A 23,724-nucleotide genomic window follows, 5' to 3' on the forward strand; every position below is an offset into this window, starting at 1 on the left:
TTGACAGAATAAATTACAAATTTTTTGTCTGGCAGCAAAATTTTTACAAAATTATTTGACAACGTCAGTCTTCTAAGAATTTCTTAAATTCCTTCAAAAAGTTCTGTATGCGGGGAACCTCTTTTTTCCCCTTGCGATAGATAAGCGAAATAGTGAATTTTTTGACGCCTTTTAAAAATACAGGTACTAAATTAATTTGACTTTGATTTAAGCTATAGTAGGAGTTACTTACAATTGTGTCATACCCCGTGTCTTGTGCTGTATCAACCATTTCTTTAGTGGAAGTGAAAGTTAATGGAACATTCAGACCGTTTCTCGCATTCATCTTATTGCCCAGTTTTCCTTTAAGTATTTGAGTTAAATAAAAACTATCAGGATAAAGAACCCACTTTTTTCCTAAAAACTTAGAAACTGGATATGAATTACCTGCTTCAAGATTTTTATCATGAGTTAGAATAGTTAACCTGTCTTGAGTAACTTTCATTAATTCATACTGGCTTTTTATATTTGACTGACTCTTTTTGGTGGTTTCAGGGAGATAAAGCATTGCTAAATCAATCAAATTATTATCAAGATTATACCAAAGATCTTTACGATTAAAATATGATACGCTGATGGTTATATTGGGATAATTTTTATTGAAATCAACCAAAAATTTCCTAAGAAGATCAGAATTAATACTTTCTAAAACGCCAATTGCAATATTGCCTTTATCAGCTTGGGTAAACTCTTGTATATCACTAACAACAGAATTAATAGTCCCGAGCAGTTTGATTGCCCCAGTTTGCAACTGCTTTCCTGCTTCCGTTAAGTAAAGCTTTTTACCCATTTGGCCAAACAACGGGGTGCCAATTGCATGTTCAATTTTCTTTATTTGCTGAGTTAAAGCCGGTTGGGTAATACCAAGTATCTGAGCAGCTTGGGTGTAGTTCATGGTATCAATTAATTGCAAAAAATAATGTAAGGATTTGGTCGAGAGTATTGTATCTGTTTTAGGCATAAGATGATTCCTTCTATCTTAACAATAATATTGCTCTATTTATATGCTATTATCAATCAAAAACCCCTTTGTGTCAAAGTATTATTTAAAGCTGTTAAAGCACTTCCATAAATTATTGATATCATTAAATAAATAAAAAATTATTCAGCACTTAAAGGCACTCCCAATTTTATATTAACTGGCTGGCCATCACTTGTCGTATCCAAGACAAAGGAGCCATTAGAATACCTATCACCGAGCGGATAATCTTTAGTTGAAAGTTTTATGTGACGTTTACTTGTTGTTGTGATCAGCAAGGTATGTTCTTGACCATATGAAACAACAGCTGCAATACGGTGAGGCTTAGTTTTGAGTTCTCTTAAAACTAATAGCCCTCGTTTGGCACGAGATACTTTATTGACTAAGCCGGCTTTAAGCTGCTTGAATGCTCCCCTTTGAGTAATTATACCGACACGAATCAAGTCAAGATAATCAGGATTTATTACAACATATGAAACTACATAGTCGTCATCTTTTAAATTCACGGATTTTACTCCAAATGATTTGGCGCCTGATGCAGGAATTTCAGCTAAATTATAACGAACCGCATAAGCTTTATGCGTAAATAAAATGATTTCATTATTGCTATCAGGTTTTACTAAATCAACACGAACAATCCTACTGTCAGCTTTTTTCATTTTCATCGCAGTAATTGCGCGTGAACGATAAGTTCTAGTAGGCTGAAGATTACTTAGTTCCAATTGTTTTATATAACTATCATTAGTTGCCATTAAAAAGTTTAGTTTTTGATCTAATTGTTCAAAATCAAAGACACGAATGATATTTTCATCCCCGCTTAAGCCAATTTCTTGAGATAAGTGTTGGCCTGTTTCTTTCCACTTAGTTTCCACTAACTCATTTACTGGTCTATAAATGACATTACCGCGGTCAGTAAACAAGTATAGATTTGTTAACGTGGACAATGTCTTTTCAAAAACGACCTCATCCCCACTCGGCAAACCATTATCCTCATCATCACTTGACTGCCAGGAACGAAGAGACGATCTCTTCAAGTAACCATCACGACTGATTAAAACACGTACTTGCTCATCTGCCACTAGTGCTTTTTCATCAATTTGAATCTTAGCGGTTTCAGATGAAATTTCAGTGCGCCGCGGATTACCAAATTCTTTTTTGACTGTCGTTAATTCCTTAATTATCTCTTTATCTAAAGTCTTTTTATTAGACAAAAGTTCTTTAAAACGAGCTATTTTTTCGTTTAGTTCGCTTTGCTCTTTAACCAAAGCATCAACGTCAGTGTTAGTTAATCTATACAGCTGCAAAGAAACAATTGCTTCTGCTTGCCGGGCAGTAAACTTGAATTTATCTGAGATATTTTTCTTTGCTTCTGCTTTATTTTTAGATGCTCGAATTACCTTAATTACCTTGTCCAAAATATCCATGGCATGAATCAAACCCTGAATAATTTCCAGACGTTCTTCCGCTTTATTTAAATCAAACTTCGTCCTCTTGATTACTACATCTTTTTCATGTTCTAAGTAAGAAGACAATATATGCTTTAAACCAACTTGCATGGGAGTCATATGATCAATGGCAACCATATTAAAGTTATAGGAAACTTGCAATTCAGTATTCTTGAATAAATAATTCAGAATATTTTGTGCATCAGCACCCTTTTTTAACTCCACTACGATTGATAAACCATGACGGTCAGTTTCATCACGCACTTCCGCTATGCCATCAATCTCCCTGTTAAGACGAATTTCATCCATCTTTTTAACTAACAAAGCTTTATTAACAGCAAAAGGAATCTCAGTAATAACAATTTCTTCGCGATGGCCTCTAATTTCCTGAATTGAACTTTTTGCTCTTACCTGAATGCGTCCTCGACCCGTTTCATAGGCTTCACGTAATCCTTTTTGTCCTAAAACAATGGCACCTGTAGGAAAATCAGGGCCTTTAACAAAATGCATTAAATCATCAAGACTTGCATCAGGATTCTTTAACAAATAAATAGTAGCATCAATTACTTCTGCTAAGTTATGCGGTGGAATCTCGGTAGCGTAACCAGCCGAAATACCTGTAGAACCATTAACTAATAAATTAGGAAACCGAACTGGTAAAACCGTTGGCTCATACTCAGTATCATCGAAGTTCAAGACCATATTGACTGTATCTTTATCAATATCTTGTAACAACATATTGGAAATCTTGCTTAGACGTGATTCGGTATAACGCATTGCAGCGGGACCATCGCCATCCATTGAACCATTGTTACCGTGCATTTCAATTAGTGGTTCGCGCATTTTCCAGTCTTGAGAAAGGTGAACCAGGGCACCATAAATGGAACTGTCACCGTGGGGATGAAAATTACCCATGATATTACCCACCGCTTTAGCCGCCTTTTTGAATGGCTTGTCATATGTATTATTATCTTGAAACATAGCGTAAAGGATTCTTCTTTGCACTGGTTTCAAACCATCACGAATATCTGGCAAGGCACGCTCTTGGATAATATATTTGGAATATCTGCCAAATCGCTCACCCATGACTTGCTCAAGGGGCATTTCACGAATTCGTTCTTTTGTAGCCATTAATTAAAAACCTCTTTATTCATTTTCTTCTTCCAAAATTGAAGTATTATCCCCAAGTCTGAACTTAACGTTTTCTTCAATCCACTTTCGCCTTGCACCTGCTTTGTCACCCATTAATGTGGTCACACGACGCTCAGCCAAGGCAGCATCGTCAATTTTTACCCGAATAAGCAGCCTTGTTTGTGGATCCATTGTTGTTCGCCACAACTGTTCAGCATTCATCTCTCCCAGACCTTTGAACCGTTGTAAAGCATAACCACGACCCATTTTCTTTTCATCGGCAGCAAGCTCTTCGTCAGTCCAGGAATATTTTATCTGCGCCTTTTTGCCACGACCTTTTTGCAAGCGATAAAGAGGAGGCAAAGCAATATAAACTTTGCCATGCTCGATCATTGGTCTCATATAGCGGTAGAAAAAGGTTAATAATAAAATCTGGATATGGGCACCGTCATCATCGGCATCTGTCATGATGATTACTTTATCGTAATTGGAATCTTCTACTTTAAATTCAGCGCCTACACCGGCACCAATGGTGTAAATCATGGTGTTGATTTCTTCATTTTTAAATATATCTTGCAGTTTTGCTTTTTGGGTGTTTAAAACCTTTCCCCGTAATGGCAATATTGCCTGGAACTTACGGTCTCGTCCCTGCTTTGCGGAGCCGCCGGCAGAATCCCCTTCCACCAAGAAAAGCTCATTTCTTTTAGGATTACGTGATTGTGCCGGTGTTAGTTTACCAGACAGGACTTCTTTTTTACGACGCTTTTTGCCATTTCGGCTTTCGTTACGGGCTTTTTTGGCAGCTTCACGGGCATCTCTTGCTCTTTGTGCCTTTTTCACCAGCTCTTGCGCCAGTTCACCCTTTTCCATCAGGTAATAAGACATTTTTTCATAAACAATCGCGTCAACAACTGATCTAGCTTGAGGGGTACCCAGTTTACCCTTAGTCTGCCCTTCAAACTCCAGTAACTCTTCTGGAATTTTAACTGATAAAACAGCACTTAAACCCTCGCGATAATCGGAGCCGTCGATATTTTTGTCTTTTTTTCCTAACAATCCCTGCTTCTTAGCATAATCATTAAAAGCACGCGTAAAACCGGTCCTTGCACCTACTTCGTGAGTACCACCATCCGACGTACGCACGTTATTTACAAAAGAAACCAGGTTTTCTGAATAGCTGTCACTATACTGACCACTGAATTCAACTTCAATTTCGTCTTGTTTACCCGAAAAGTAAAAAATGTCGCTTAAAGAATCTTTACCTTCATTCAAATAGGAAACAAAAGCTTTAATACCTTCATCATACTTAAAATCATCATGATGTTGCGGTTCACGCTCATCTACTAAGACAAAGCGCACACCTTTAAGCAGAAAAGCCGACTCACGTATGCGTTCTTGAATAGTTTCATATTTATATTTAATAGTCGAGAAAATTTTTTCATCGGGTTTAAAAGTAATGGTGGTACCTGTAGGTTCCTTAGTTTTGCCTAAACGTTTTAAGGTACCAATAGGGTGTCCGCCATCTTTAAACTCTTCTTCGTAAGCGATCCCATCTCTGACTACCTTAACATCCATATAACTGGAAAGAGCATTAACGACAGAGGAACCTACTCCATGAAGTCCACCGGAAGTTTTGTAATTTTGTTCAGTAAACTTGCCACCGGCATGCAAGACAGTCAGGATAACTTCAATTGTGGGCTTGCCTGACTTATGCATACCTGTGGGCATCCCTCGACCAAAATCACGTACCGTCACACTGTTATCTTCATGAATCGTCACGTCAATTTCTTTACCAAATCCGGCCATTGCCTCATCTACTGAGTTATCTACGATTTCATAAATAAGTTGATTAAGACCATGAACATCAGTTGATCCGATATACATACCCGGACGCTTGCGTACAGCTTCCAAGCCATGTAGAATCTGAATTGATGAGTCATCATAAGAATTTGTTTTTTTACTTGTTTTAGCCAAATAGACTCCTCCAGTTAAAAATCATTTATTATTTTCATCCTCATATTTTGTAAACTCTGATAAAATAGCATTAGACTTTAAGAGAGCAGGATATCAATGATAAACTTAAATTTAATTCTGATATTTATTCTAGCATATTTAATAGGTTCGTTTCCCACAGGCGTGATTGTCGGCAAGGTATTTTTTGCGGAAGATATTAGAAACTATGGCTCTGGCAATATCGGAACTACTAACTCTTTTCGCGTTTTTGGACCACTTGCAGGTAGCCTGGTCTTAATTGTTGATGTTCTCAAGGGAACATTAGCCACAAATTTACCCAGAATTTTCCATATTAATGCTCCTAAATATTTTTTGTTAATTTCAGGAGGCTTAGCAATTCTGGGACACACATTCTCCATCTTTCTCAAATTTAAAGGTGGCAAAGCCGTAGCAACCAGTGCTGGACTTTTTTTAGGCTACAACCTTAAATTCTTTGGTGTCTGTGCCCTTATTTTCTTGCCATTGGTTTTTATCACGTCTTATGTCAGCCTGTCCAGTTTAATTGCCGTAGTCTTAATATTCATTGTAACCTTCTTTTTTCATGATGTTTTTCTGGAGCTAATTGTGGGCTGCATCATGATCATCTTATTTATCCGTCACAGAAGCAATATTAAACGATTATTGCATCACCAGGAGAATATCATTCCTTTTGGATTATGGTACTGGTATAAGAAAAAGCATCATAAATTATAATTGCATAGCAGATAATATGGCTAGCAATTTCAGCTAGCTATTTTATTATAATCATAAGAACATTTGTTCGCAAGAATTATTTTTGGTGAAATTAATAAGAACTGTAAAAAAGGAAGCCCGAGAGCTTCCTTTTTTAGTTTACTGATTAAAGCTTATTCATCTTGATCATGAAAGGCCATACTAAAGCCAGCAGTAAAAGTATCACCAGCTTCAAGGTGATTCATGCCATATTTGTCTTCCAATTTTTGATTAGTATCAGTGCGATCTGCAATGCCCCACCATGGTTCAATACAAACATAATCAGCGGTTTTGGGGTATTGGGACCACACACCGACAAAGGGCGCATCCCTCAGCCAAACGTTGACATGAAAATTGTTGGCATCCGTTCTTAAAGATACCCGGTTGTCATGACCCCGCATTTGAAAAATCAAAGCATCATCTTTAAACAGATGATCACTAAGGGTAATCAAACTATTGGTTGAAGCCAGCGAACGATTGGGCCAGTCTAAAAAAGCTCCTTTAAGAGGAATACGAACGCGAGCACGAGAAGGTTTAGTACTAAAGTAAAAATCTTCCTTAGACAAGGTCTTGCTAGTAGGGATGTTAAAACCGGGATGTCCCCCAATACCAAAAATCATTGCGCCATCTGACTTATTAACGACTGAAAAATTTTCTTCCAGCAAATTATTAAGCAAGTTATAGTTCACACGCAACTCAAATTTGAACGGGTAAACTTCTCTAGTTTTGGCAGAATCCGTCAGCAAAAAAGTAATGCTTTCGTCCGTATGTCGCTCAACTTTAAACTCTGAATCTCGCGCAAAACCATGCTGAGTTAAGTGATAGGTTTTGCCCTGATAAGTATATTCATCATTTTTAAGTTTCCCCACAATGGGAAAAAGGACGGGAGCATGTCTTTGCCAAACTTCAGGATCAGCCTGCCAAATATATTCGTATCCGCTATGTAAACTTTTCACACTTTGCACTTCAGCACCCTTACTGGCAATTTCAACCTGTAAGATGCTATTTTTAATAGTGTAATTCATGCTTAATCATCACCTTTGTTAAAGAATGAACTTAGTTAAATCTTTATTTGTTATTATATCACTAAGTTTTTCGTTAACGTATGCCTCAGTTACTGTAATTTCGCCCATAGACATATCTGGACCCTCATACAAAACATCTTCCAGCAACTTTTCAAGAATTGTTGACAATCTTCTGGCACCAATGTTGTCAGTTCCCTGGTTTACGTCATAAGCAATTTGAGCAATCCGATCAACTGCTTCTTGTGTAAAGACTAATTTGATTCCGTCAGCTTTCATCAAGGCGACATATTGTTCTAAAAGTGAATCTTCTGGATCCTTGAGAATTTTAACAAAATCGTCTTTAGATAAGGCATTAAGTTCAACCCTAATTGGAAAACGACCTTGCAATTCGGGAATTAAATCGCTTGGTTTGGATTCAGAAAAAGCTCCAGCTGCAATAAAGAGTATGTGATCTGTTGCTACAGGACCATATTTAGTTTGAACCGTCGAGCCCTCTACAATTGGCAAAATATCTCTTTGCACACCTTCGCGTGATACTTCACCTGAAGTTTTCTTATTGCCGGCAGTAATTTTATCGATTTCATCAATGAAAATAATGCCGTTATTTGCCGTACGCTCAATAGCTTTTTGATAAACGGAATCATAATCAATCATCTTGCGAGATTCTTGTTGAATTAATACTTCCCGGGCATCTTTAACTGCCAGGGTACGTTTAATTTTCTTTTTAGGAACCAAATCATTAAGCATTGAGCTCATATCAATTCCCATTTGTCCCATCATGTCACCCATGGGATTGACTTTGGGAGCTTGTTCAACTTCGATAGTGACCTCCCGATTTTCCAGTAAACCTTTACTTAATTGCTCTGAAACAGTAAGACGCTCATTGCGGACATCATCGGTTATTTCTTCCTGGTCTGCTTCAGAAGACTGATCATTGTTTTGACCTCCTGACATGATCATTGACATCATATCTTGCCATTCCTGCATCTGATTTTTTCTTTTATCTTTTTTGATTCCGGGAACAAGCAGACGTACTAAAATTTTGTTGGCCTCTTTAGTTGCCTGAGCACGAACACGATCAAATTGGTCTTTTTCTTCCATGCGCACTGCTTCATTTACCAAATCGCGCACCATTGACTCAACATCACGACCGACATAACCAACTTCAGTAAATTTTGTTGCTTCCACTTTGACAAATGGCGCATTAACAATCGCTGCTAATCTTCTGGCGATTTCTGTTTTACCAACACCAGTGGGCCCCGCCATTAACAGGTTTTTAGGTGTGATATCTTCTTGCATTTTCTTAGGCAGCTGCATTCTGCGATAACGATTATAAAGAGCCACTGCAACTGCTTTTTTAGCTTCATCTTGGCCTATAATGTATTCATTAAGTAAATTAACAATTTGCTTTGGTGTTTTCGTTTCCATATTGTTTATCTGCCTCGTTTTTTACAATTCGTCAGTGATAATCTGGTTATCAGTAAAGATATCAATTCCGGAAGCAATTTCAACAGCTTCATGAGCAATTTCACTGGCACTCATATTGGACGAATGTCTAGTCATTGCGATGGCTGCAGCCTGAGCAAAGTTGCCACCAGAACCGATCGCAACCACATTTTCATCTGGTTCGAGCACTTCACCATTGCCGGAAATTAATAAAAGGTCCTTTTCGTTAAAAGCAATGAGCATGGCCTCCAGTTTTTGCAGGGTGGCGTCTTTTCGCCATGCCTGTGCCATTTCCACAGCAGCCCTGCGCAAATCGCCCCCAAAAGCTTCCAATTTACCTTCAAGCATATCTTGCAGACTGACTGCATCGGCTACGCCACCAGCAAAACCAATTACAACCTGGTCGTGATAAATACGTCTAATCTTTTTAGCTGTAGCTTTGGCGATTACTTTTTCACCTAAGGTTACCTGACCATCTCCCGCAATTGCGGTTTTTCCATTAAATTTGACTGAACATATTGTTGTCATTTTTTTGCCTCATCTTTCTTATCATTGCGAGTAAAGTACTTTTCATAATTTGCCTGTAAGTGGCTCATAGTCACATGTGTATATATTTGGGTAGTTGATAAATTATCATGACCTAAAAGTTCTTGTACACTGCGTAAATCTGCACCGTTATTCAACATTGCCGTAGCAAATGAATGGCGCAATTCGTGCGGGTGTACCTTACCATTAATGCCAGCCTTATTAAAAACCCTTTGCATAATATACTCGATGCCACGATCCGTTAATGGTTTGCCTTTATTATTTAAAAAGACATAATCTGAACTATCATCACCTTTTACAAGTTGATCACGACTGTTTCCCAAATAATTAACCAAAGCCGCTTTAGTTTTATCATCAAACGCAACGTACCTGTCTTTATTACCTTTACCGTGTACCAGAATTATCTTTAAATCTAAATCTACTTGCTTTCTTGTTAAGTTGCTTACTTCGCTAACCCTCATCCCAGTAGTATAAAACAATTCAATTAATGCTAAATTACGTAAAGTCAAGGGTTCATTCCCACTTAAAGAGTCAAATACCTGCTTCATTTCTGGTGCATAAAAAAACTGGGGTAACTTTCGTTCTTTAGTGCGCAAAACAATTGTTTGCGTTGGATCTATTTTAACAATTTTTCGTCTAGTTAAAAAGTGATAAAACGACCTGAGGCTAGACATTTTACGCGACTGCGTCGAGCGCGCTAAATTGCGTTCTGTTAAGTTTTGTAAAAAAATTTCAACATCACGTCTGTCTATTTTTGTCCAACCATTAAAGCCGCCATTTTCTTGCCAAAATTTTTCAGCCTCAAGCAAATCTGTTTGATAAGCCTTTATTGTTTTAGAACTATACTGTCTTTCATTACGCAAATAGGATGTGAACAGGTTTAGCAGCTCATCTTTTTTAGCGTCCATTATTGCAGCACTTCCAGTTGAAATTCCTTCAAACATTCTAAGCCGCGTTGACTAATCTTTAAGTGACGCTCTTTCTTATTGCGCACTTTAGGACCTTCAAGTCCTGGAATTAATGCAAAACTGGCATTCATAGGTTGAAAATGCTTAATGTCAGCAGTAGTTACGTAATTAGCCATTGATCCTAAAGCTGTTTGTTTAGGAAAAGCAACCGGTTCTTGGCCAATTGCTCTTCTAGCAGCGTTAATCCCAGAAACCAGGCCACTGCCAGCACTTTCAACATATCCTTCAACTCCAGTCACTTGTCCTGCAAAGAATAGACCTGGTTGCTTTTTGGTTTCATATGCGGCAGATAATACCGCTGGAGAAGCCATGTAAGTATTGCGATGCATTTTGCCGTATCTGATAAAACGAGCATGAGCCAGACCTGGAATCATGCCAAAAACTCGCTTTTGTTCACCATATTTTAGATGAGTCTGGAAGCCAACGACGTTATACATTGAAGCTACAGCATTATCTTGTCTAAGCTGAACAACAGCGTAGGGAGTCTTTCCAGTAGCTGGATTTTCTAGTCCTACAGGTTTAAGAGGACCAAAAAGCATAGTTTTCATACCTCTTTGAGCCATAACTTCAATCGGCATACAGCCCTCAAAAACGTCACTGTTTTCAAAGCTGTGAACTTCTGCAGTCTCCGCATTAACCAATTCCCGAGCAAATTTTTCATATTCTTCCTTTGTCATAGGACAATTTAGATATGCAGCTTCACCTTTGTCATAACGAGATTTCTTATAAACGATATCCATATCAATCGAATCGGCAGCAATTATAGGTGCCGCTGCGTCAAAAAAGTGCAGACTTTCATTACCTGAAAACTTCTGTATCTCTTCGGCCAGTTTATCACTAGTCAATGGACCCGTAGCAATAATTGCAATTCGATCGGTTGGAATCTGGGTAATCTCTTCAGTATGAAAATTAATATTTGGCAGTGCGTGTAGCTTATTTGTGACATAGTCACTGAATTGAGTTCTATCAACTGCTAATGCTCCACCAGCAGGTACCTGGGAATGGTCAGCAGCTGTCATAATCAGTGAATCAAGCTGACGCATTTCTTCTTTTAATAAACCTACAGCATTAGATAACTGATTTGAACGCATTGAATTCGTGCACACCAGTTCAGCCAGCCGATCTGTTTTATGCGCCGGGGTCATTTTTTTAGGGCGCATTTCGTATAAATCGACAGTGATACCACGTTTTGCAAGTTGCCAGGCTGCCTCACTTCCGGCCAAGCCGCCACCAATTACAGTTACTCTTTCTGGCATATGATCATATTCCTTTACTAAAATTATTTTACTTTATATACAAGAATATCATCAAATCATGACTGATCTGATGATATTAACATAAATTTAACTTTCTACAGTATCTTTTTCAGCACTCGTTTCTTCTTTATAATCGCCATTTGGACAAAGAACAACAGGTCCTTTTTTATTTCGTTTTTCAACTAGAAAATGACCACAGTTAGGGCAATTTCGGTTAATAGGCTTGTCCCAAGAAACAAAGTCACAATCAGGATAACGGGAACAGCCATAGAACTTGCGGTTACGTTTTGATTTTTTCTCAATCACGTCACCTTTGCCACATTTTGGACAAATAACGCCAACCTTTTTTACAATTGCCTTTGTATTGCGACAATCCGGAAAACGTGAACAGGCGTAAAATTTACCATAGCGTCCCATTTTAATAACCATCGGCGCCCCACAGATATCACAATTAAAACCAGCAGGTTCATCTTTAATCTGCACCTTTTTGATATCAGCATCGGCTTTATCTAGTTCTTTTTTAAAGGGATGGTAATAATCATCAATTACTTTGACCCAATTTTTCTTGCCCTCTTCAATACCGTCGAGATCATTTTCTAGTTGCGCTGTGAAGTCAATGTTGACAATATCCGGGAAAAATTTCTCAATTAAATTGTCTACAATTTCTCCCAGTTCAGTTGGGACAATTGATTTACCATCCAATTTGACATAATAACGACGTTGAATCGTATCAATAGTTGGTGCATAGGTCGAAGGACGACCAACACCATTTTCCTCAAGCGAATGAACTAAGCTGGCCTCCGTGTATCTGGCAGGTGGCATAGTAAAATGTTGTTTATTATCAGATTTGGCTAATTTAACCATATCTCCGTCATTTAATTCAGGTAATTCAACATTTTTTTCCTGTTGATTATCATAAACTTTAGTAAAGCCGGCAAATTTCATTTTTGAGCCCGTAGTTCTGAATATCACTCCATTTTGCGTAATATCTGCTCTTACTGTGTCGTAAACAGCGGGAGTCATTTCACTGGCCAAAAATCTAGACCAAATCAACTTATACAAACGATATTGTTCAGTAGTTAAAACAGACTTGAGAGACTCTGGGGTGCGATAAACACTAGTTGGCCTAATAGCTTCATGGGCATCTTGAGCATCCTCTTGATTTTTAAAATGGCGTGCTCCTTTGGCAGCATATTCTTTACCATAATTTTCATTTAAAAATTTAGATGCTTCGGCTTGAGCAACTGGGGATGTGCGTTTGGAATCAGTTCTCATATAGGTGATCAAACCAACAGTTCCCTGTTTGCCTAAACTAATCCCTTCATACAGTTGCTGCGCAATACTCATTGTTCTGCGGGTGCGATAATTTAAGCGTTTATTTGCTTCCTGCTGCATCGTTGAAGTTGTAAAGGGAGCGGCAGGCTGCCGCCTGCGCTCACGTTTAACCACATTTTCGACTTGAAAGCTTTTCTTTTTATCAATTTTAGCCAAAACTTTTTGGACAGAATCATTATCGGATAAATCCGTCTTTTTGCCATTAATACCCCAAAACTGGCCATTGAAAGTCTTTTTTAATTTCTTAAATTCTGCCTCAATTGTCCAATATTCCTGTGGCTTAAAGTTTTTGATCTCTTTTTCGCGATCAATGACCAATTTTAATGCGACTGATTGAACACGTCCGGCACTCAGTCCTTTTTTGACCTTTTCCCACAAAATTGGCGAAAGCGAGTAACCAACGATTCTGTCTAAAATACGGCGGGCCTGCTGTGCATTGACAGTGTCCATGTCGATTGTTCTTGGGTTTTTAAAGCTGTTTTTGACAGCGTCCTTTGTTACCTCATTAAAGGTAACGCGATTTTTATCTTTTTGATCTAAATTGAGCACATGAGCAACATGCCAGGCAATTGCTTCACCTTCACGGTCCGGGTCAGACGCCAAATAAACATCTTTGGCTTTTTTAGCTTCCGACTTAAGTTCCTTAATAGTGTCGCCCTTACCTCTAATAGAAATATATTTTGGCTTATAATTATTATCAAAATCAATTCCCATTTGCGACTTTGGCAAGTCACGAATATGACCTTTAGAAGCAATTACACGATAATTACGTCCTAAATATTTTTCAATTGTTTTAGCCTTAGCCGGAGACTCAACTATTACTAGTGTCTTCTTACGTTTCTTTGGCTTTGATTTAGTAGGCATCAAAAGCCTCCTCATTAAATTCTTTTTTTAAATACTCATTTGAGAATAGAATATTTAACTACTAATTGTCAAATCTTTCAAGTTGCAAATCAAAATCAGTGATCGGATAAGCACCTGCTTGAATTAGTTTATTGGGTCCTTGAGATAGTTCACTGGTAATAGGACCAGGTAAAGCATAAATGTCCCGATTTTCTTGTAGAGCTATGTTTGCTGTAATTAGAGAGCCTGACTTCTGCTTTGCCTCAGTAACAATTACACTTTCAGCTATCCCAGCCAAAATTCTGTTTCGCTGGGGAAATCTATAAGGCTTTGGTGGAGTATCAGGCAAATATTCACTCACTAATAAGCCTTTTTGAGCAATTTCTTCTTGCACCTGATGATTTATCTGCGGATAAAAATGGTTTAAACCATTGCCCACCACTGCAATTGTTTGACCATTAAATTTCAGTGCTGCCTTATGTGCCATAACGTCCACACCTTTAGCCAGTCCACTGGCAATAATAAAATCATCTTTTATTAGATTGGGCACAAGTTTATTCAAAACTACTCTGCTATAATTAGTGGCTTGACGGGAGCCGACAATTGTTATGATTTTTTGTTGAAGTAGTTCCCGATTCCCCTGTAAAAATAAAATTAAAGGTGGCTGGTATATTTGTCGTAGTTTTTCGGGATATTCTGCGTCAAAAAAGCTAATAACCCGACATTGCTTTTCTATTCTTCTGATCATTTTATCCGCATATCTGTCATTATAAGCATTCAGACAGACATTTATCAAATTACTGGTCAAATTCAAGTTTTTAATAGTTTGAATATCAATATCAGCAACTTGCAATTGACTAGCAACTTGTAACATCTTAACATATCCAATACCTTTTTGTAATTTTAAGCGCAAAAGAAAATTGGTAATCTTCATAAAAAACCTCCTAAATACAAATACGTAAAAAGGAGGAATATTTTTTATTTATAAAAAGAATTCACTGGTGCAAAAGTTTTACGATGAATTGGCGTTGGTCCATATTTTGCCAGTGCTTGAAGATGAGCTTGAGTGCCATAGCCAGCATTTTCATCAAAATGATACTCGGGATAAATTTTGGCATAGTCTGCCATCAAGTTATCCCTGAATACTTTGGCAACAATTGAAGCAGCAGCAATTGAATTTGATTTAGCGTCACCTTTTATTAACCGAACCTGCGGCAATTTAACCGGTACTTGCATAGCATCAACAAGCAAAGCATCAGGCTTAACGTCTAAATTCTTTACAGCCTCAGCCATTGCCAAACGATCTGCTTCATAAATATTTATTTCATCAATCACTTGCGGACTTTTTAAGCCGATTGCCACACTAACTGCTTCCTTTAAAATTAAGGGATATAATTCTTGGCGGCGACTGGCGCTTAATTTTTTAGAGTCATTGACATCAGTCAAATCAAAGCTGTCATCAATGATTACGGCGGCTGTCACAACAGGACCGGCTAACGGTCCTCTGCCGACTTCATCTACCCCTGCAACAATCTCTTTTTTTGCCCAAAAAGTTTTTTCATAGGCAAATCTTTTTATGAATGCGGCTTTTTTCTTGGCTAATTTTTGCTGACGATTATGATAACTTAGTAAGAGCTTTTGGACACCCACACGAGTATCATTTTCTAAAATACTCAAATCTTCATTATTGAGTGAGCCCTGTGCCAGTAATTTTTTTATTTCACCAATTGTCATAATCGATCCAAAGTAATCCTTCCCACTTTTCCTTTACGCAATCTTTGCAATAAATACATAGAAAACCGATCATAATCGTCACGCATACCATATTCTTCCGTTAGTCCCAGTAACAGATCAGTATCATTAATGTGTTGAATTTCTTCTTTGGAAGTTCTAGCAAACTTGCTTAAATCATTTAAATAGTGTTTACGTAAATTTGCTAATAAAAATAAGGCAACATCATCAGCGCTGAAAACAGTATCCTTAATTGCTCCAAGTGCCGCAAGCTTTAATCCGACTGTTTGATCTTCGAATTTAGGCCACAGAATGCCGGGAGTATCTAAAATCTGAATGTTATCGGCTGTTTTGAGCCAATTTTGCCCTTTGGTTACGCCTGGCTTATTACCAACCTGAGTCACATTGCGACCAACAAGACGGTTAATAATTGTGGACTTGCCACAATTGGGAATTCCAGCTATTGCAACTCTGATGACAGGACTAGTTGCACCTTTTTGTTGTAATTTTTTAATTTTCGCTGCAGCAGCTTTTTTGATCATCTTCACTAGCACTTGCATATTGGTATTATGAAGAGAATCCAGAGCCATCACAAACTTTCCTTTAGTGGTAAACTTTTTCTGCCACCTTTTAGTCATCACTGGATCTGCCAAATCAGCTTTATTTAAAATAATTAAATGCGGTTTGTCACCTACAAGTTTTTCGATCATCGGATTGCGTGACGATTGAGGAATACGTGCATCTAAAACTTCTATAATGACATCAATTAAATTCATTTTATCTTCAAGCTGATTCCGCGCTTTGTTCATATGCCCGGGATACCACTGAATATTAACCATTTTTTGCCTTTCTTACGTGAAAAGGGCCCCATAGCACCTAGGAGCCCTAATTTAATACGTCATCTTTTCACGATACATTTGATATGCTTTGTCAAAAATGCTCATGCTTGGTAAATAGCCAGCATTAAGTTCAAGATAATCAGATAATTTTTCATAATTTTGCTCTTGCTTAGGAAAAGTCTGATCATTTTGTGCATTGTTTGCAAACTGCGCAACTTCATCATTTGAATCAGCATTGCGCTGAGTCATTAGATAGCGATAAAAGCTTTCTCTATATGCCAATTTTTACTCCGTATAATACAAAACTGCATAAGCACCCATCCCTGCATGCGTTGCAATAATAGGACTGGTTTCTCGCACTAAAACGTCAATTTTGGAATTAATATCTTTAATTTTTTGGGCAAAATCGAGTAGCTTTTGCGGTGTGCTGCCTGTTGCAACGTATGAGATACCAACTTCCTTAATTTTTTCTTTGTTGGCCTCAATTTCATCTAAAATGCGTTTATCAAAAGCTAAAGAAAATTTTTTGCCTCTGCCCTTTTTAGCAATTTTCAAATGACCATTCGGCATCTGCAATTCAATGTGTATATTAAGCATGTTGACAATTTTACCAGCCAAAGGACCTAGGCGTCCACCTTTAACCACATTTTCTAAATTGACAATAAGTAAATGCAAACGCTGAGTTTTTTTAATTTTTTCAATATGAGCCAAAATTTCAGGAATACTTTTGCCAGCGGCAATATCTCGCGCGGCTGCCAAAACCTGAAATCCTTCAGAACGATCAGTTAATTCAGAGTCAACTATATGTACCAGATCTGATTTACCAGTTAGCTTAACTGCCTGACGAGCCGCATCAATTGTGCCGCTTAATACCTTCGCCAAAAATATGCCAATGACTTCGCTACCATCTTTAGTTAACTCATTAATCGTATCAACCATGGTTCCTATAGGTGGTTGACTCGTAGTTGGCAACTTTTTAGATTCACTCATTTTTTGGACAAATTGCTGTCTGGTTATTTCCACTCCGTCAAGATAAGTATCACCATCGATTGTGACCGATAAAGGCACAACGGTGATATGATATTTTTTTATTTCTTCCGGTGTTAATTGCGCGGAAGAATCAGTCAAAATTTTTATTTCTGACAACGTACTCGCCCTCAATTCTGATTTGATGTTCTCATTTATGATAGAATGTGAACTGTATTAATTATAATTATTATAGCAAAAAAACTAGTAAAAAAAAGAAAGCGAACAAACTGTTTCATAATGAAATTGCAAAAAATTTGGCAGGAACCTGCGCAGAGATCAAAAACATATTACTTAGTAGATAACATTCTTAGTGCTGTCACGCATGGAATTGGCTTTTGCCTAGCAGTTGCAGGATTAGTGCTACTAATTATTAAAGCCGTTTCAACTCATAGTCCCCTGAGAATTGTTACATTTACTATTTATGGTTCATGTTTGCTGCTGCTTTATCTTTTCTCTACACTTTTTCATAGTCTCATCTTCACTCGAGCCCGCAATGTTTTCCAAATTTTTGATCATTCATCAATTTTTTTGCTGATTGCAGGATCATACACTCCCTTTTCCCTGGTAGCGATTGGTGGCAAATGGGGCATAATGTTGTTTACTCTAGTTTGGCTAATTGCAATATTTGGTATCATTTACTACATTTTTAACCGAGGTAAACATGTCATATTAGATACTATTTTATATGTAGCCATGGGTTGGCTAGTAATTTTAGCTGGTAACCATTTGTATGTTCGGCTCAGTCCTGTTGGATTTTGGCTTTTAGTTAGCGGCGGTGTAGCTTATACGGTAGGTGCCCTATTGTATACAATGAAAAGAATTCCCTTTATTCACGTAATTTGGCACCTATTTGTCATTTTAGGCTCAACTTTAATGTTTTTCTCTGTGCTATTCTACGTCTAGGTTAATCTATTTGCTGCAAATAGTCTTGAATATCATCCTCAGAGTTGTTTAACTCACCTGCAATAACTTTTTGCTTAATTTGATTGAGGATTTGGCCCAATTTCGGACCAGGTTTTATACCGTTTGCAATTAAAAATTGTCCGTCAACAGCTAATTCTGACATTGACTTGATTGGCAAAGCAGTATAGCGGTCGACCAATGCTTCGGAATTGACTGGCTGTCCTAAAATATGCGCCACATCTATTGTGTTTAGCAAGATTTCCTTGCCAGCATTAAACAGTTCAAGATCAGAAGGCGATTTCTCAGAAATCAAATCAAACAGAGCCACAATTTTTCTAACTTTTTCTGTCATAGCATTTGAATTTTTCCAATCACGCATGAAACGAGCTATTTGGTCATCTGAAATTTTTAACAAAATAATAATTATAGACCATAGGCTAGTTTCCATACTGGGATTAAATTTCAATTTTGGATATATTGCCAATAAATCACTTTTACCAGCAAAATCTGGCACACTTTCACTTAATTTAGTTTGTAAAAAGATTTTGAAGGCATCCCGGGAATTTATTCCAGTACCCATTTTGACAAATTCATCACGAATTCTTTCGACTGAAATCTTGGACAATAACTGATGTAAGTCACTTACTGCTTCTTTAGTTTGAGATTCAATATCAAAATTAAGCTGACTCATGAAGCGGACTGCTCTCATCATACGTAAAGCATCTTCATGAAATCTTTTCATAGGATCTCCTACTGCTTTAATAAGGTGCTTTTGCAAATCCCCTAATCCATTAAAAAGATCGATTACTTCACCGGTTCTATTCATTGCCAATGCATTGATGGTAAAATCGCGCCTTTTCAAATCTTCAGCCAGATTTTGCACAAAAGTGACATGATCCGGTCTGCGAAAGTCTTGGTAGCCTGATTCTGTTCTAAACGTGGTAATTTCATAACTAGCGCCATCATTTAAAACAGTAACTGTACCATGTTTAATTCCCGTATCGATAGTTTTGGGAAAGAGTCTTTTTACTTCTTCTGGATATGCGCTACTAGCAATATCAATGTCATGAATGGGTCTGTTTAAAATCAAATCACGGATTGACCCTCCAACAAAATAAGCTTCATAGCCAGCTTGTTCTAATTGCTTAAGCACTGGAAACGCGGCTGTAAAAATCGGTGGTAAATTATTTATTTTTAACATTATTTTATCAACTCATTTATCTGTGTTTTTATTTTTAATTTGTGGTAGTTTTAAAGTACTAATTTAAAGGAAAAGTTCTATTATGCAAAAAAACAACAAAAGAATTATTTTTGAACTTATAATGATTATGATTGGCTGTGGCATTTATGGCCTCAGTCTTGACATGATCTCAGTGCCAAACCAGCTCACAGATGGTGGCATTAGTGGCATTACTTTGCTTTTGAGACACTTCTGGGGCATTAATATGGGCCTGTCATCTCTGTTATTAAATATCCCTTTAATTATTTTGGGCTATCGTTTCATGGGGAAAAGACTCTTAGCCTATACTATCTGGGGAACCTTATGGCTGTCATTTTTCTTATGGTTCTGGCGCTTAATTCCTATTATATATCAATTGAACTTAGAACACGACCTCTTCTTATCCGCGATACTTGCCGGAACACTTTCTGGTCTTGGTCTGGGCCTGGTTTTTCGATATAACGGCACTTCCGGAGGGACAGACATCATTGCCCGCATTATGCAAATGAAATATGGCATGTCTTCTGGCAAAGTTTTATTGTTCTGTGACACGATTATTTTATTGTCATCTCTATCATATTTAGACCTTAAGCATATTATGTATACCCTGGTAGCTGCATTCATTCTTTCCAGGGTGATGGATGCAGTGCAACAAGGAGCCTATTCTGCACGTGGCTTAATTATTATTTCGGATAATTATCAGCAAATAGCCAAAATGATAGACCTTAAATTAGACCGAGGCTTTACTTATTTTGAAGCTCGCGGTGGTTATAAAAAAACTAAGCGCCCTGTAATCTATCTGGTAGTTTCTCCACGAGAAATTCCATTAGTAAAAGAGTTAATAGCTGCAGAAGACCCTCAGGCTTTTGTAAGCGTCATTGAAGTACATGAAGTCTTAGGAGAGGGTTTTACTTATAAGCAAAAAAGCCATCATCTTTTGATTAGAAAATAATTTTTAACTTCAAGCTAATTCAGTGAGAGCTAGTAAAAAACAACAGGCTAATAAACCTATAATGATCTATTAGCCTGTTAAATTTTTAAATAGTGAAATTTGAACAAAAGTAAGAGATATTTTTTATCTGCTAACTGCTTGTGTACTTCCCATTATGTCCGTAATTCATCATATAAATCCTGCATTTCAGTATCTTCGGGTTCAAGTTTCAAATACGAATTTAGTAACTCACTGACAATCTCTTTAGCATTCGGTTCAGTATTAAAAAAGCGTATCATTTGCTTTAAAAAAGTACTATTGTTTTTAAATTCAGGATATGCCAGTAAAAATTCACTTTTGGCTTTTGCGCTCTGGTCTAAATTTTGGTAAGAAAGAGCTAAATTCCAATGAACTTGCGGCTCTAAATCTTCATCGTCAACTTTAGCAAAAAGAGCAATATTTTCTTCATTCTTATTTTCTTTAACATAAAGATTAGACAACTGGATGCGTAAGTCAAAACTTTCAGGAATATTTTTAATCCCCTTTTTTAGCAAGTTTTCAGCAGTATCTAATTCGTTTAGTTTAATTGCTGCTTGTGCACCCTTTTTGTATAAAACTGGATCTAGTTCATTGTAGGCAAGACCGGCCTGAGCAGAACGTAATTCCTGTTCATTATTGTTCTTGTGCTCGTATGCTGTAGTTAGCAAGCGGTACGCATTTACATAATCGGGACTCTGATCAATTACCTCATTTAAGTATTTAATTGCCTGATCGTCTTTATGTAAAGTTAACATAACTAATGCAGCCTGATATTTACTATCAATATCGAGAATATCATTGCCATTTTTAGAAATGATTTCGCCGGCTTCTTCATAACGTCCTAATTTTGCAAGAGTTTGAAAAAGGCGATCATTTAAGTTCACTTCACTAAAGGTTTTATGTCGTTTTATTAAATCTTGGTATCTATTAAGAGCCCGTTCATAGTTACCACTAAGATAATCCAGTTCAGCTAAACCAAACTTGACGACATCCTCATCTGGGGCAATTTTTTCTGCTTCTAACAGTTTTTGATAGGCCGTCTCAACCAATCCATTGGTTTGATAATAATCGGCTTGAACTAATAGGCTGTCAAGATAAGAGGAAGAATCAGGAGCAATATTATAGAGCAAAGTTAGACCATCATCATCTTTGCCATCATTTAATAAAATCTCAGCTAAATAAATTTTAAATAGATCCTCTTGGGGAAAGCGTGCAATTAAGCTGCGATATATTTCTTTAGCTAAATCAGAAAAACCCAATCCCACTAAATTTTCAGCTAATGATGCTAAAATTTCAGGTTTATCATTCTCCAAAGCCTTTTTTAATAATATTTTTTCTTGAGAAAAGTCCTGCTGCTCAATTGCATCAAGAAGCTGTTCAGAGTAGCTCATTCTCATTCCTCCATTTTTTTGATCTAAGTATGCCAATCATTGTGGCAATTAATCATTATTAAATGATAACACAAAAAAAGATGATGGCGAATTAGCCACCATCTTTTTAGATAAAACTATTAAGCTATTTAACAGCTTCTTTAAGAGCTTTACCAGGTCTAAATGCTGGCACAACACTTGCTGGAATTTGAATTTCTTTGCCAGTTTGTGGATTACGTCCTTTACGGGCTGCACGCTTACGCACTTCAAAAGTTCCGAAACCAATTAATTGTACTTTTTTGCCTTTAGAAAGGTCATCTTGAATAGAACTAAAAATTGCATCAACAGCTGTAGCCGCATCTTTTTTGGTTAACTTAGTTTTTGATGCAACTTCAGTGACTAATTCTGCTTTATTTGCCATTGGGAATTCACCTCCTGAAACTTGAACCTTACTTTAAGATTCCTGATTAGTTCCTCAAATAAGGAACAAGGAATAAATGATTATTCAAATCACTATTTCCTTGATTTCAAAATAGCACAAAACCCTTGATACAACAAGCAATTTAATCTAAAAATGTGATTTTTATGCATTTGGTAGATACAAACTATTTTCTTTTTCGTGCAATTATCTTAATTGGGGTGCCCGTAAAATCAAAATTTTCCCGTAACTGATTGATCAAAAAGCGTTGATAAGAAAAATGCATTAATTCAGGATCATTTACGAAAACTACAAATGTTGGCGGATTAGTAGACACTTGGGTCATATAATAAACCCGCAATCTTTTACCTTTAATCATTGGTGTAGGCACCAATTTGCTTGCTTCTAATAGGAGATCATTTAATACACTGGACTTAATTCTCTGTTGTTGATTTCGATAAACTGTTTGTACTAGTTTCGGAATCTTTTCTATATTTTGACCAGTTTTAGCCGAGACAAACAAGATTGGAGCATAATCAAGATACTGAAATTCAGTTCGAATAGTTTCTTCAAAGTCTTTGCCACTATTGCTGGTTTTCTTTGGTAAGTCCCATTTATTAACCAAAATAATAAGGCCGCGTCCAGCATCATGAGCATAGCCGGCAACATGTTTATCCTGTTCCCTGATACCTGTACTGGCATCAAGAACCAAGCAGACAACATCAGAATGTTCAATTGCCCCCATCGCTCTCATTACTGAATATTTTTCAGTTTTTTCATAAACTTTTCCTCGCCGTCTGATACCTGCCGTATCTACAATTCTGAATTTTGTGCCGTCTTTAGTTTTAAACGGTGTGTCGACAGCATCTCGGGTGGTTCCTTCTTCGTTATTAACGATCACCCTTTTCTCGCCTACCAAACGATTAACAATTGAAGATTTACCTACATTGGGCCTACCAATAACACTAAATGATATCTGCTCATTATCGTTCACGCTCATATCTTTAGGCAAGCTAGCTACTATTTGATCAAGTAGATCTCCAATACCCGTTCCATGTACACTGGAAATTGGGATTGGATCACCAAAACCTAAACTGTAAAAGTCATAAATGTCCATGCGTTGTTCAGGATTATCTGCTTTGTTAACTGCTAAAATCACTGGCTTTTTAGTTTGATAAAGCATTTGAGCTATCCGTTCATCAAGATTAGTAACATGATTAGTAACATTAGTTAAAAAAACAATGACATCAGCTTCTTCAATCGCTATTTCTGCTTGCGCCCTGATTTCTTCTTCAATATTACTATTTGCCCATGTAATTCCGCCAGTATCTATTAGATCAAACTTATGTCCTAGCCACTCAGCTGGAGCATAATTTCGGTCTCTGGTTACACCTGGTTTATCTTCTACTATTGCTAAACGTTGATTAATAATACGGTTGAAAAGCGTTGATTTACCAACATTAGGCTGTCCTACAATTGCAACTACGGGTAAAACCATTTTTCAGCCT

At 37.2% G+C, this 23,724-nt stretch carries 21 protein-coding genes; 3 read left to right on the top strand and 18 right to left on the bottom strand.

The features are described from left to right. Positions 1-64: 64 nt before the first annotated feature. From H3U49_RS02050 to parE, 3 genes are all read right to left on the bottom strand, one after another. The gene (locus H3U49_RS02050; protein ID WP_198179267.1) at positions 65-1,000 is read right to left on the bottom strand and encodes a LysR family transcriptional regulator; all 936 of its coding nucleotides are present in this window, start codon (positions 998-1,000) and stop codon (positions 65-67) included. Between the two features lie 140 nt (positions 1,001-1,140). Then, complete coding sequence (gene parC, locus H3U49_RS02055; RefSeq protein WP_198179268.1) at positions 1,141-3,594, bottom strand: DNA topoisomerase IV subunit A; 2,454 nt, start codon at positions 3,592-3,594, stop codon at positions 1,141-1,143. A gap of 15 nt (positions 3,595-3,609) precedes the next feature. Beyond that, positions 3,610-5,568, bottom strand: coding sequence for a DNA topoisomerase IV subunit B (gene parE, locus H3U49_RS02060; protein ID WP_198179269.1), 1,959 nt, complete (start codon positions 5,566-5,568; stop codon positions 3,610-3,612). Between the two features lie 96 nt (positions 5,569-5,664). On the opposite strand from parE, the gene plsY reads away from it, so the two are divergent. Beyond that, the gene (gene plsY, locus H3U49_RS02065) at positions 5,665-6,300 is read left to right on the top strand and encodes a glycerol-3-phosphate 1-O-acyltransferase PlsY (RefSeq protein ID WP_198179270.1); all 636 of its coding nucleotides are present in this window, start codon (positions 5,665-5,667) and stop codon (positions 6,298-6,300) included. Between the two features lie 152 nt (positions 6,301-6,452). Here the strand turns inward: plsY and H3U49_RS02070 are convergent, their stop codons facing one another. The 11 genes from H3U49_RS02070 to H3U49_RS02120 form a co-directional block, all read right to left on the bottom strand. Further along, entirely contained in the window at positions 6,453-7,343 is an 891-nt protein-coding gene (locus H3U49_RS02070; RefSeq protein ID WP_198179271.1) for an aldose 1-epimerase family protein, read from the bottom strand. 18 nt (positions 7,344-7,361) lie between these two features. Beyond that, positions 7,362-8,771, bottom strand: coding sequence for an ATP-dependent protease ATPase subunit HslU (hslU, locus tag H3U49_RS02075; protein ID WP_198179272.1), 1,410 nt, complete (start codon positions 8,769-8,771; stop codon positions 7,362-7,364). A 21-nt stretch (positions 8,772-8,792) separates the two neighbouring features. Continuing rightward, entirely contained in the window at positions 8,793-9,317 is a 525-nt protein-coding gene (gene hslV, locus H3U49_RS02080; RefSeq protein ID WP_046332086.1) for an HslVU peptidase proteolytic subunit, read from the bottom strand. Beyond that, positions 9,314-10,243: a tyrosine recombinase XerC gene (gene xerC, locus H3U49_RS02085; RefSeq protein ID WP_198179580.1), complete on the bottom strand. Its 930-nt coding sequence runs from the start codon at positions 10,241-10,243 to the stop codon at positions 9,314-9,316. The genes hslV and xerC overlap by 4 nt, the downstream gene beginning before the upstream one ends. Beyond that, positions 10,243-11,559: a methylenetetrahydrofolate--tRNA-(uracil(54)-C(5))-methyltransferase (FADH(2)-oxidizing) TrmFO gene (gene trmFO / locus H3U49_RS02090; protein ID WP_198179274.1), complete on the bottom strand. Its 1,317-nt coding sequence runs from the start codon at positions 11,557-11,559 to the stop codon at positions 10,243-10,245. Before trmFO ends, xerC begins: the two co-directional genes overlap by 1 nt. Positions 11,560-11,646: 87 nt before the next feature. Further along, positions 11,647-13,758, bottom strand: coding sequence for a type I DNA topoisomerase (gene topA, locus H3U49_RS02095; protein WP_198179276.1), 2,112 nt, complete (start codon positions 13,756-13,758; stop codon positions 11,647-11,649). A gap of 61 nt (positions 13,759-13,819) precedes the next feature. Then, on the bottom strand, positions 13,820-14,671 hold the full coding sequence (gene dprA / locus H3U49_RS02100; RefSeq protein ID WP_198179278.1) for a DNA-processing protein DprA: 852 nt from the start codon (positions 14,669-14,671) through the stop codon (positions 13,820-13,822). A 44-nt stretch (positions 14,672-14,715) separates the two neighbouring features. Continuing rightward, a complete protein-coding gene (locus tag H3U49_RS02105; RefSeq protein WP_198179280.1) occupies positions 14,716-15,471 on the bottom strand; it encodes a ribonuclease HII in 756 nt (251 codons plus the stop codon). Then, on the bottom strand, positions 15,468-16,307 hold the full coding sequence (ylqF, locus tag H3U49_RS02110) for a ribosome biogenesis GTPase YlqF (protein ID WP_198179282.1): 840 nt from the start codon (positions 16,305-16,307) through the stop codon (positions 15,468-15,470). Before ylqF ends, H3U49_RS02105 begins: the two co-directional genes overlap by 4 nt. Positions 16,308-16,358: 51 nt before the next feature. Continuing rightward, positions 16,359-16,589, bottom strand: coding sequence for a YozE family protein (locus H3U49_RS02115; protein WP_046324806.1), 231 nt, complete (start codon positions 16,587-16,589; stop codon positions 16,359-16,361). Between the two features lie 3 nt (positions 16,590-16,592). Next, the gene (locus H3U49_RS02120) at positions 16,593-17,453 is read right to left on the bottom strand and encodes a DegV family protein (protein ID WP_034979218.1); all 861 of its coding nucleotides are present in this window, start codon (positions 17,451-17,453) and stop codon (positions 16,593-16,595) included. Between the two features lie 120 nt (positions 17,454-17,573). Here H3U49_RS02120 and H3U49_RS02125 point away from each other — a divergent pair, with 120 nt between their 5' ends. Next, a complete protein-coding gene (locus H3U49_RS02125; protein WP_198179284.1) occupies positions 17,574-18,239 on the top strand; it encodes a hemolysin III family protein in 666 nt (221 codons plus the stop codon). A gap of 1 nt (position 18,240) precedes the next feature. Here the strand turns inward: H3U49_RS02125 and H3U49_RS02130 are convergent, their stop codons facing one another. Then, positions 18,241-19,440, bottom strand: coding sequence for a CCA tRNA nucleotidyltransferase (locus H3U49_RS02130; RefSeq protein WP_198179286.1), 1,200 nt, complete (start codon positions 19,438-19,440; stop codon positions 18,241-18,243). Between the two features lie 82 nt (positions 19,441-19,522). On the opposite strand from H3U49_RS02130, the gene H3U49_RS02135 reads away from it, so the two are divergent. Then, positions 19,523-20,410 (top strand): YitT family protein, encoded by an 888-nt coding sequence (locus tag H3U49_RS02135; protein ID WP_198179288.1) that lies wholly within the window; start codon positions 19,523-19,525, stop codon positions 20,408-20,410. A 152-nt stretch (positions 20,411-20,562) separates the two neighbouring features. Here H3U49_RS02135 and H3U49_RS02140 read toward each other — a convergent pair whose 3' ends face one another. From H3U49_RS02140 to der, 3 genes are all read right to left on the bottom strand, one after another. Continuing rightward, entirely contained in the window at positions 20,563-21,819 is a 1,257-nt protein-coding gene (locus H3U49_RS02140) for a lipopolysaccharide assembly protein LapB (protein ID WP_198179290.1), read from the bottom strand. 124 nt (positions 21,820-21,943) lie between these two features. Beyond that, on the bottom strand, positions 21,944-22,219 hold the full coding sequence (locus tag H3U49_RS02145) for an HU family DNA-binding protein (protein ID WP_198179292.1): 276 nt from the start codon (positions 22,217-22,219) through the stop codon (positions 21,944-21,946). Between the two features lie 184 nt (positions 22,220-22,403). Beyond that, on the bottom strand, positions 22,404-23,714 hold the full coding sequence (gene der / locus H3U49_RS02150) for a ribosome biogenesis GTPase Der (RefSeq protein WP_198179294.1): 1,311 nt from the start codon (positions 23,712-23,714) through the stop codon (positions 22,404-22,406). Positions 23,715-23,724: the final 10 nt, after the last annotated feature.

Origin of the sequence: Lactobacillus sp. W8174 (genome assembly GCF_016100975.1) — a bacterium.
GTDB classification, from domain to species: domain Bacteria; phylum Bacillota; class Bacilli; order Lactobacillales; family Lactobacillaceae; genus Lactobacillus; species Lactobacillus juensis.

What these genes read in the sequence shown, in the direction of transcription:
- H3U49_RS02125 (WP_198179284.1), top strand. Translation starts at nt 17,574, where the DNA reads ATGAAATTGCAAAAAATTTGGCAGGAACCTGCGCAGAGATCAAAAACA.
- plsY (WP_198179270.1), top strand. Translation starts at nt 5,665, where the DNA reads ATGATAAACTTAAATTTAATTCTGATATTTATTCTAGCATATTTAATA.
- H3U49_RS02135 (WP_198179288.1), top strand. Translation starts at nt 19,523, where the DNA reads ATGCAAAAAAACAACAAAAGAATTATTTTTGAACTTATAATGATTATG.
- parC (WP_198179268.1), bottom strand. Translation starts at nt 3,594, where the DNA reads ATGGCTACAAAAGAACGAATTCGTGAAATGCCCCTTGAGCAAGTCATG.
- H3U49_RS02050 (WP_198179267.1), bottom strand. Translation starts at nt 1,000, where the DNA reads ATGCCTAAAACAGATACAATACTCTCGACCAAATCCTTACATTATTTT.
- dprA (WP_198179278.1), bottom strand. Translation starts at nt 14,671, where the DNA reads ATGAAGATTACCAATTTTCTTTTGCGCTTAAAATTACAAAAAGGTATT.
- H3U49_RS02070 (WP_198179271.1), bottom strand. Translation starts at nt 7,343, where the DNA reads ATGAATTACACTATTAAAAATAGCATCTTACAGGTTGAAATTGCCAGT.
- H3U49_RS02105 (WP_198179280.1), bottom strand. Translation starts at nt 15,471, where the DNA reads ATGACAATTGGTGAAATAAAAAAATTACTGGCACAGGGCTCACTCAAT.
- H3U49_RS02130 (WP_198179286.1), bottom strand. Translation starts at nt 19,440, where the DNA reads ATGTTAAAAATAAATAATTTACCACCGATTTTTACAGCCGCGTTTCCA.
- H3U49_RS02140 (WP_198179290.1), bottom strand. Translation starts at nt 21,819, where the DNA reads ATGAGCTACTCTGAACAGCTTCTTGATGCAATTGAGCAGCAGGACTTT.
- hslV (WP_046332086.1), bottom strand. Translation starts at nt 9,317, where the DNA reads ATGACAACAATATGTTCAGTCAAATTTAATGGAAAAACCGCAATTGCG.
- xerC (WP_198179580.1), bottom strand. Translation starts at nt 10,243, where the DNA reads ATGGACGCTAAAAAAGATGAGCTGCTAAACCTGTTCACATCCTATTTG.
- ylqF (WP_198179282.1), bottom strand. Translation starts at nt 16,307, where the DNA reads ATGGTTAATATTCAGTGGTATCCCGGGCATATGAACAAAGCGCGGAAT.
- H3U49_RS02145 (WP_198179292.1), bottom strand. Translation starts at nt 22,219, where the DNA reads ATGGCAAATAAAGCAGAATTAGTCACTGAAGTTGCATCAAAAACTAAG.
- topA (WP_198179276.1), bottom strand. Translation starts at nt 13,758, where the DNA reads ATGCCTACTAAATCAAAGCCAAAGAAACGTAAGAAGACACTAGTAATA.
- hslU (WP_198179272.1), bottom strand. Translation starts at nt 8,771, where the DNA reads ATGGAAACGAAAACACCAAAGCAAATTGTTAATTTACTTAATGAATAC.
- der (WP_198179294.1), bottom strand. Translation starts at nt 23,714, where the DNA reads ATGGTTTTACCCGTAGTTGCAATTGTAGGACAGCCTAATGTTGGTAAA.
- trmFO (WP_198179274.1), bottom strand. Translation starts at nt 11,559, where the DNA reads ATGCCAGAAAGAGTAACTGTAATTGGTGGCGGCTTGGCCGGAAGTGAG.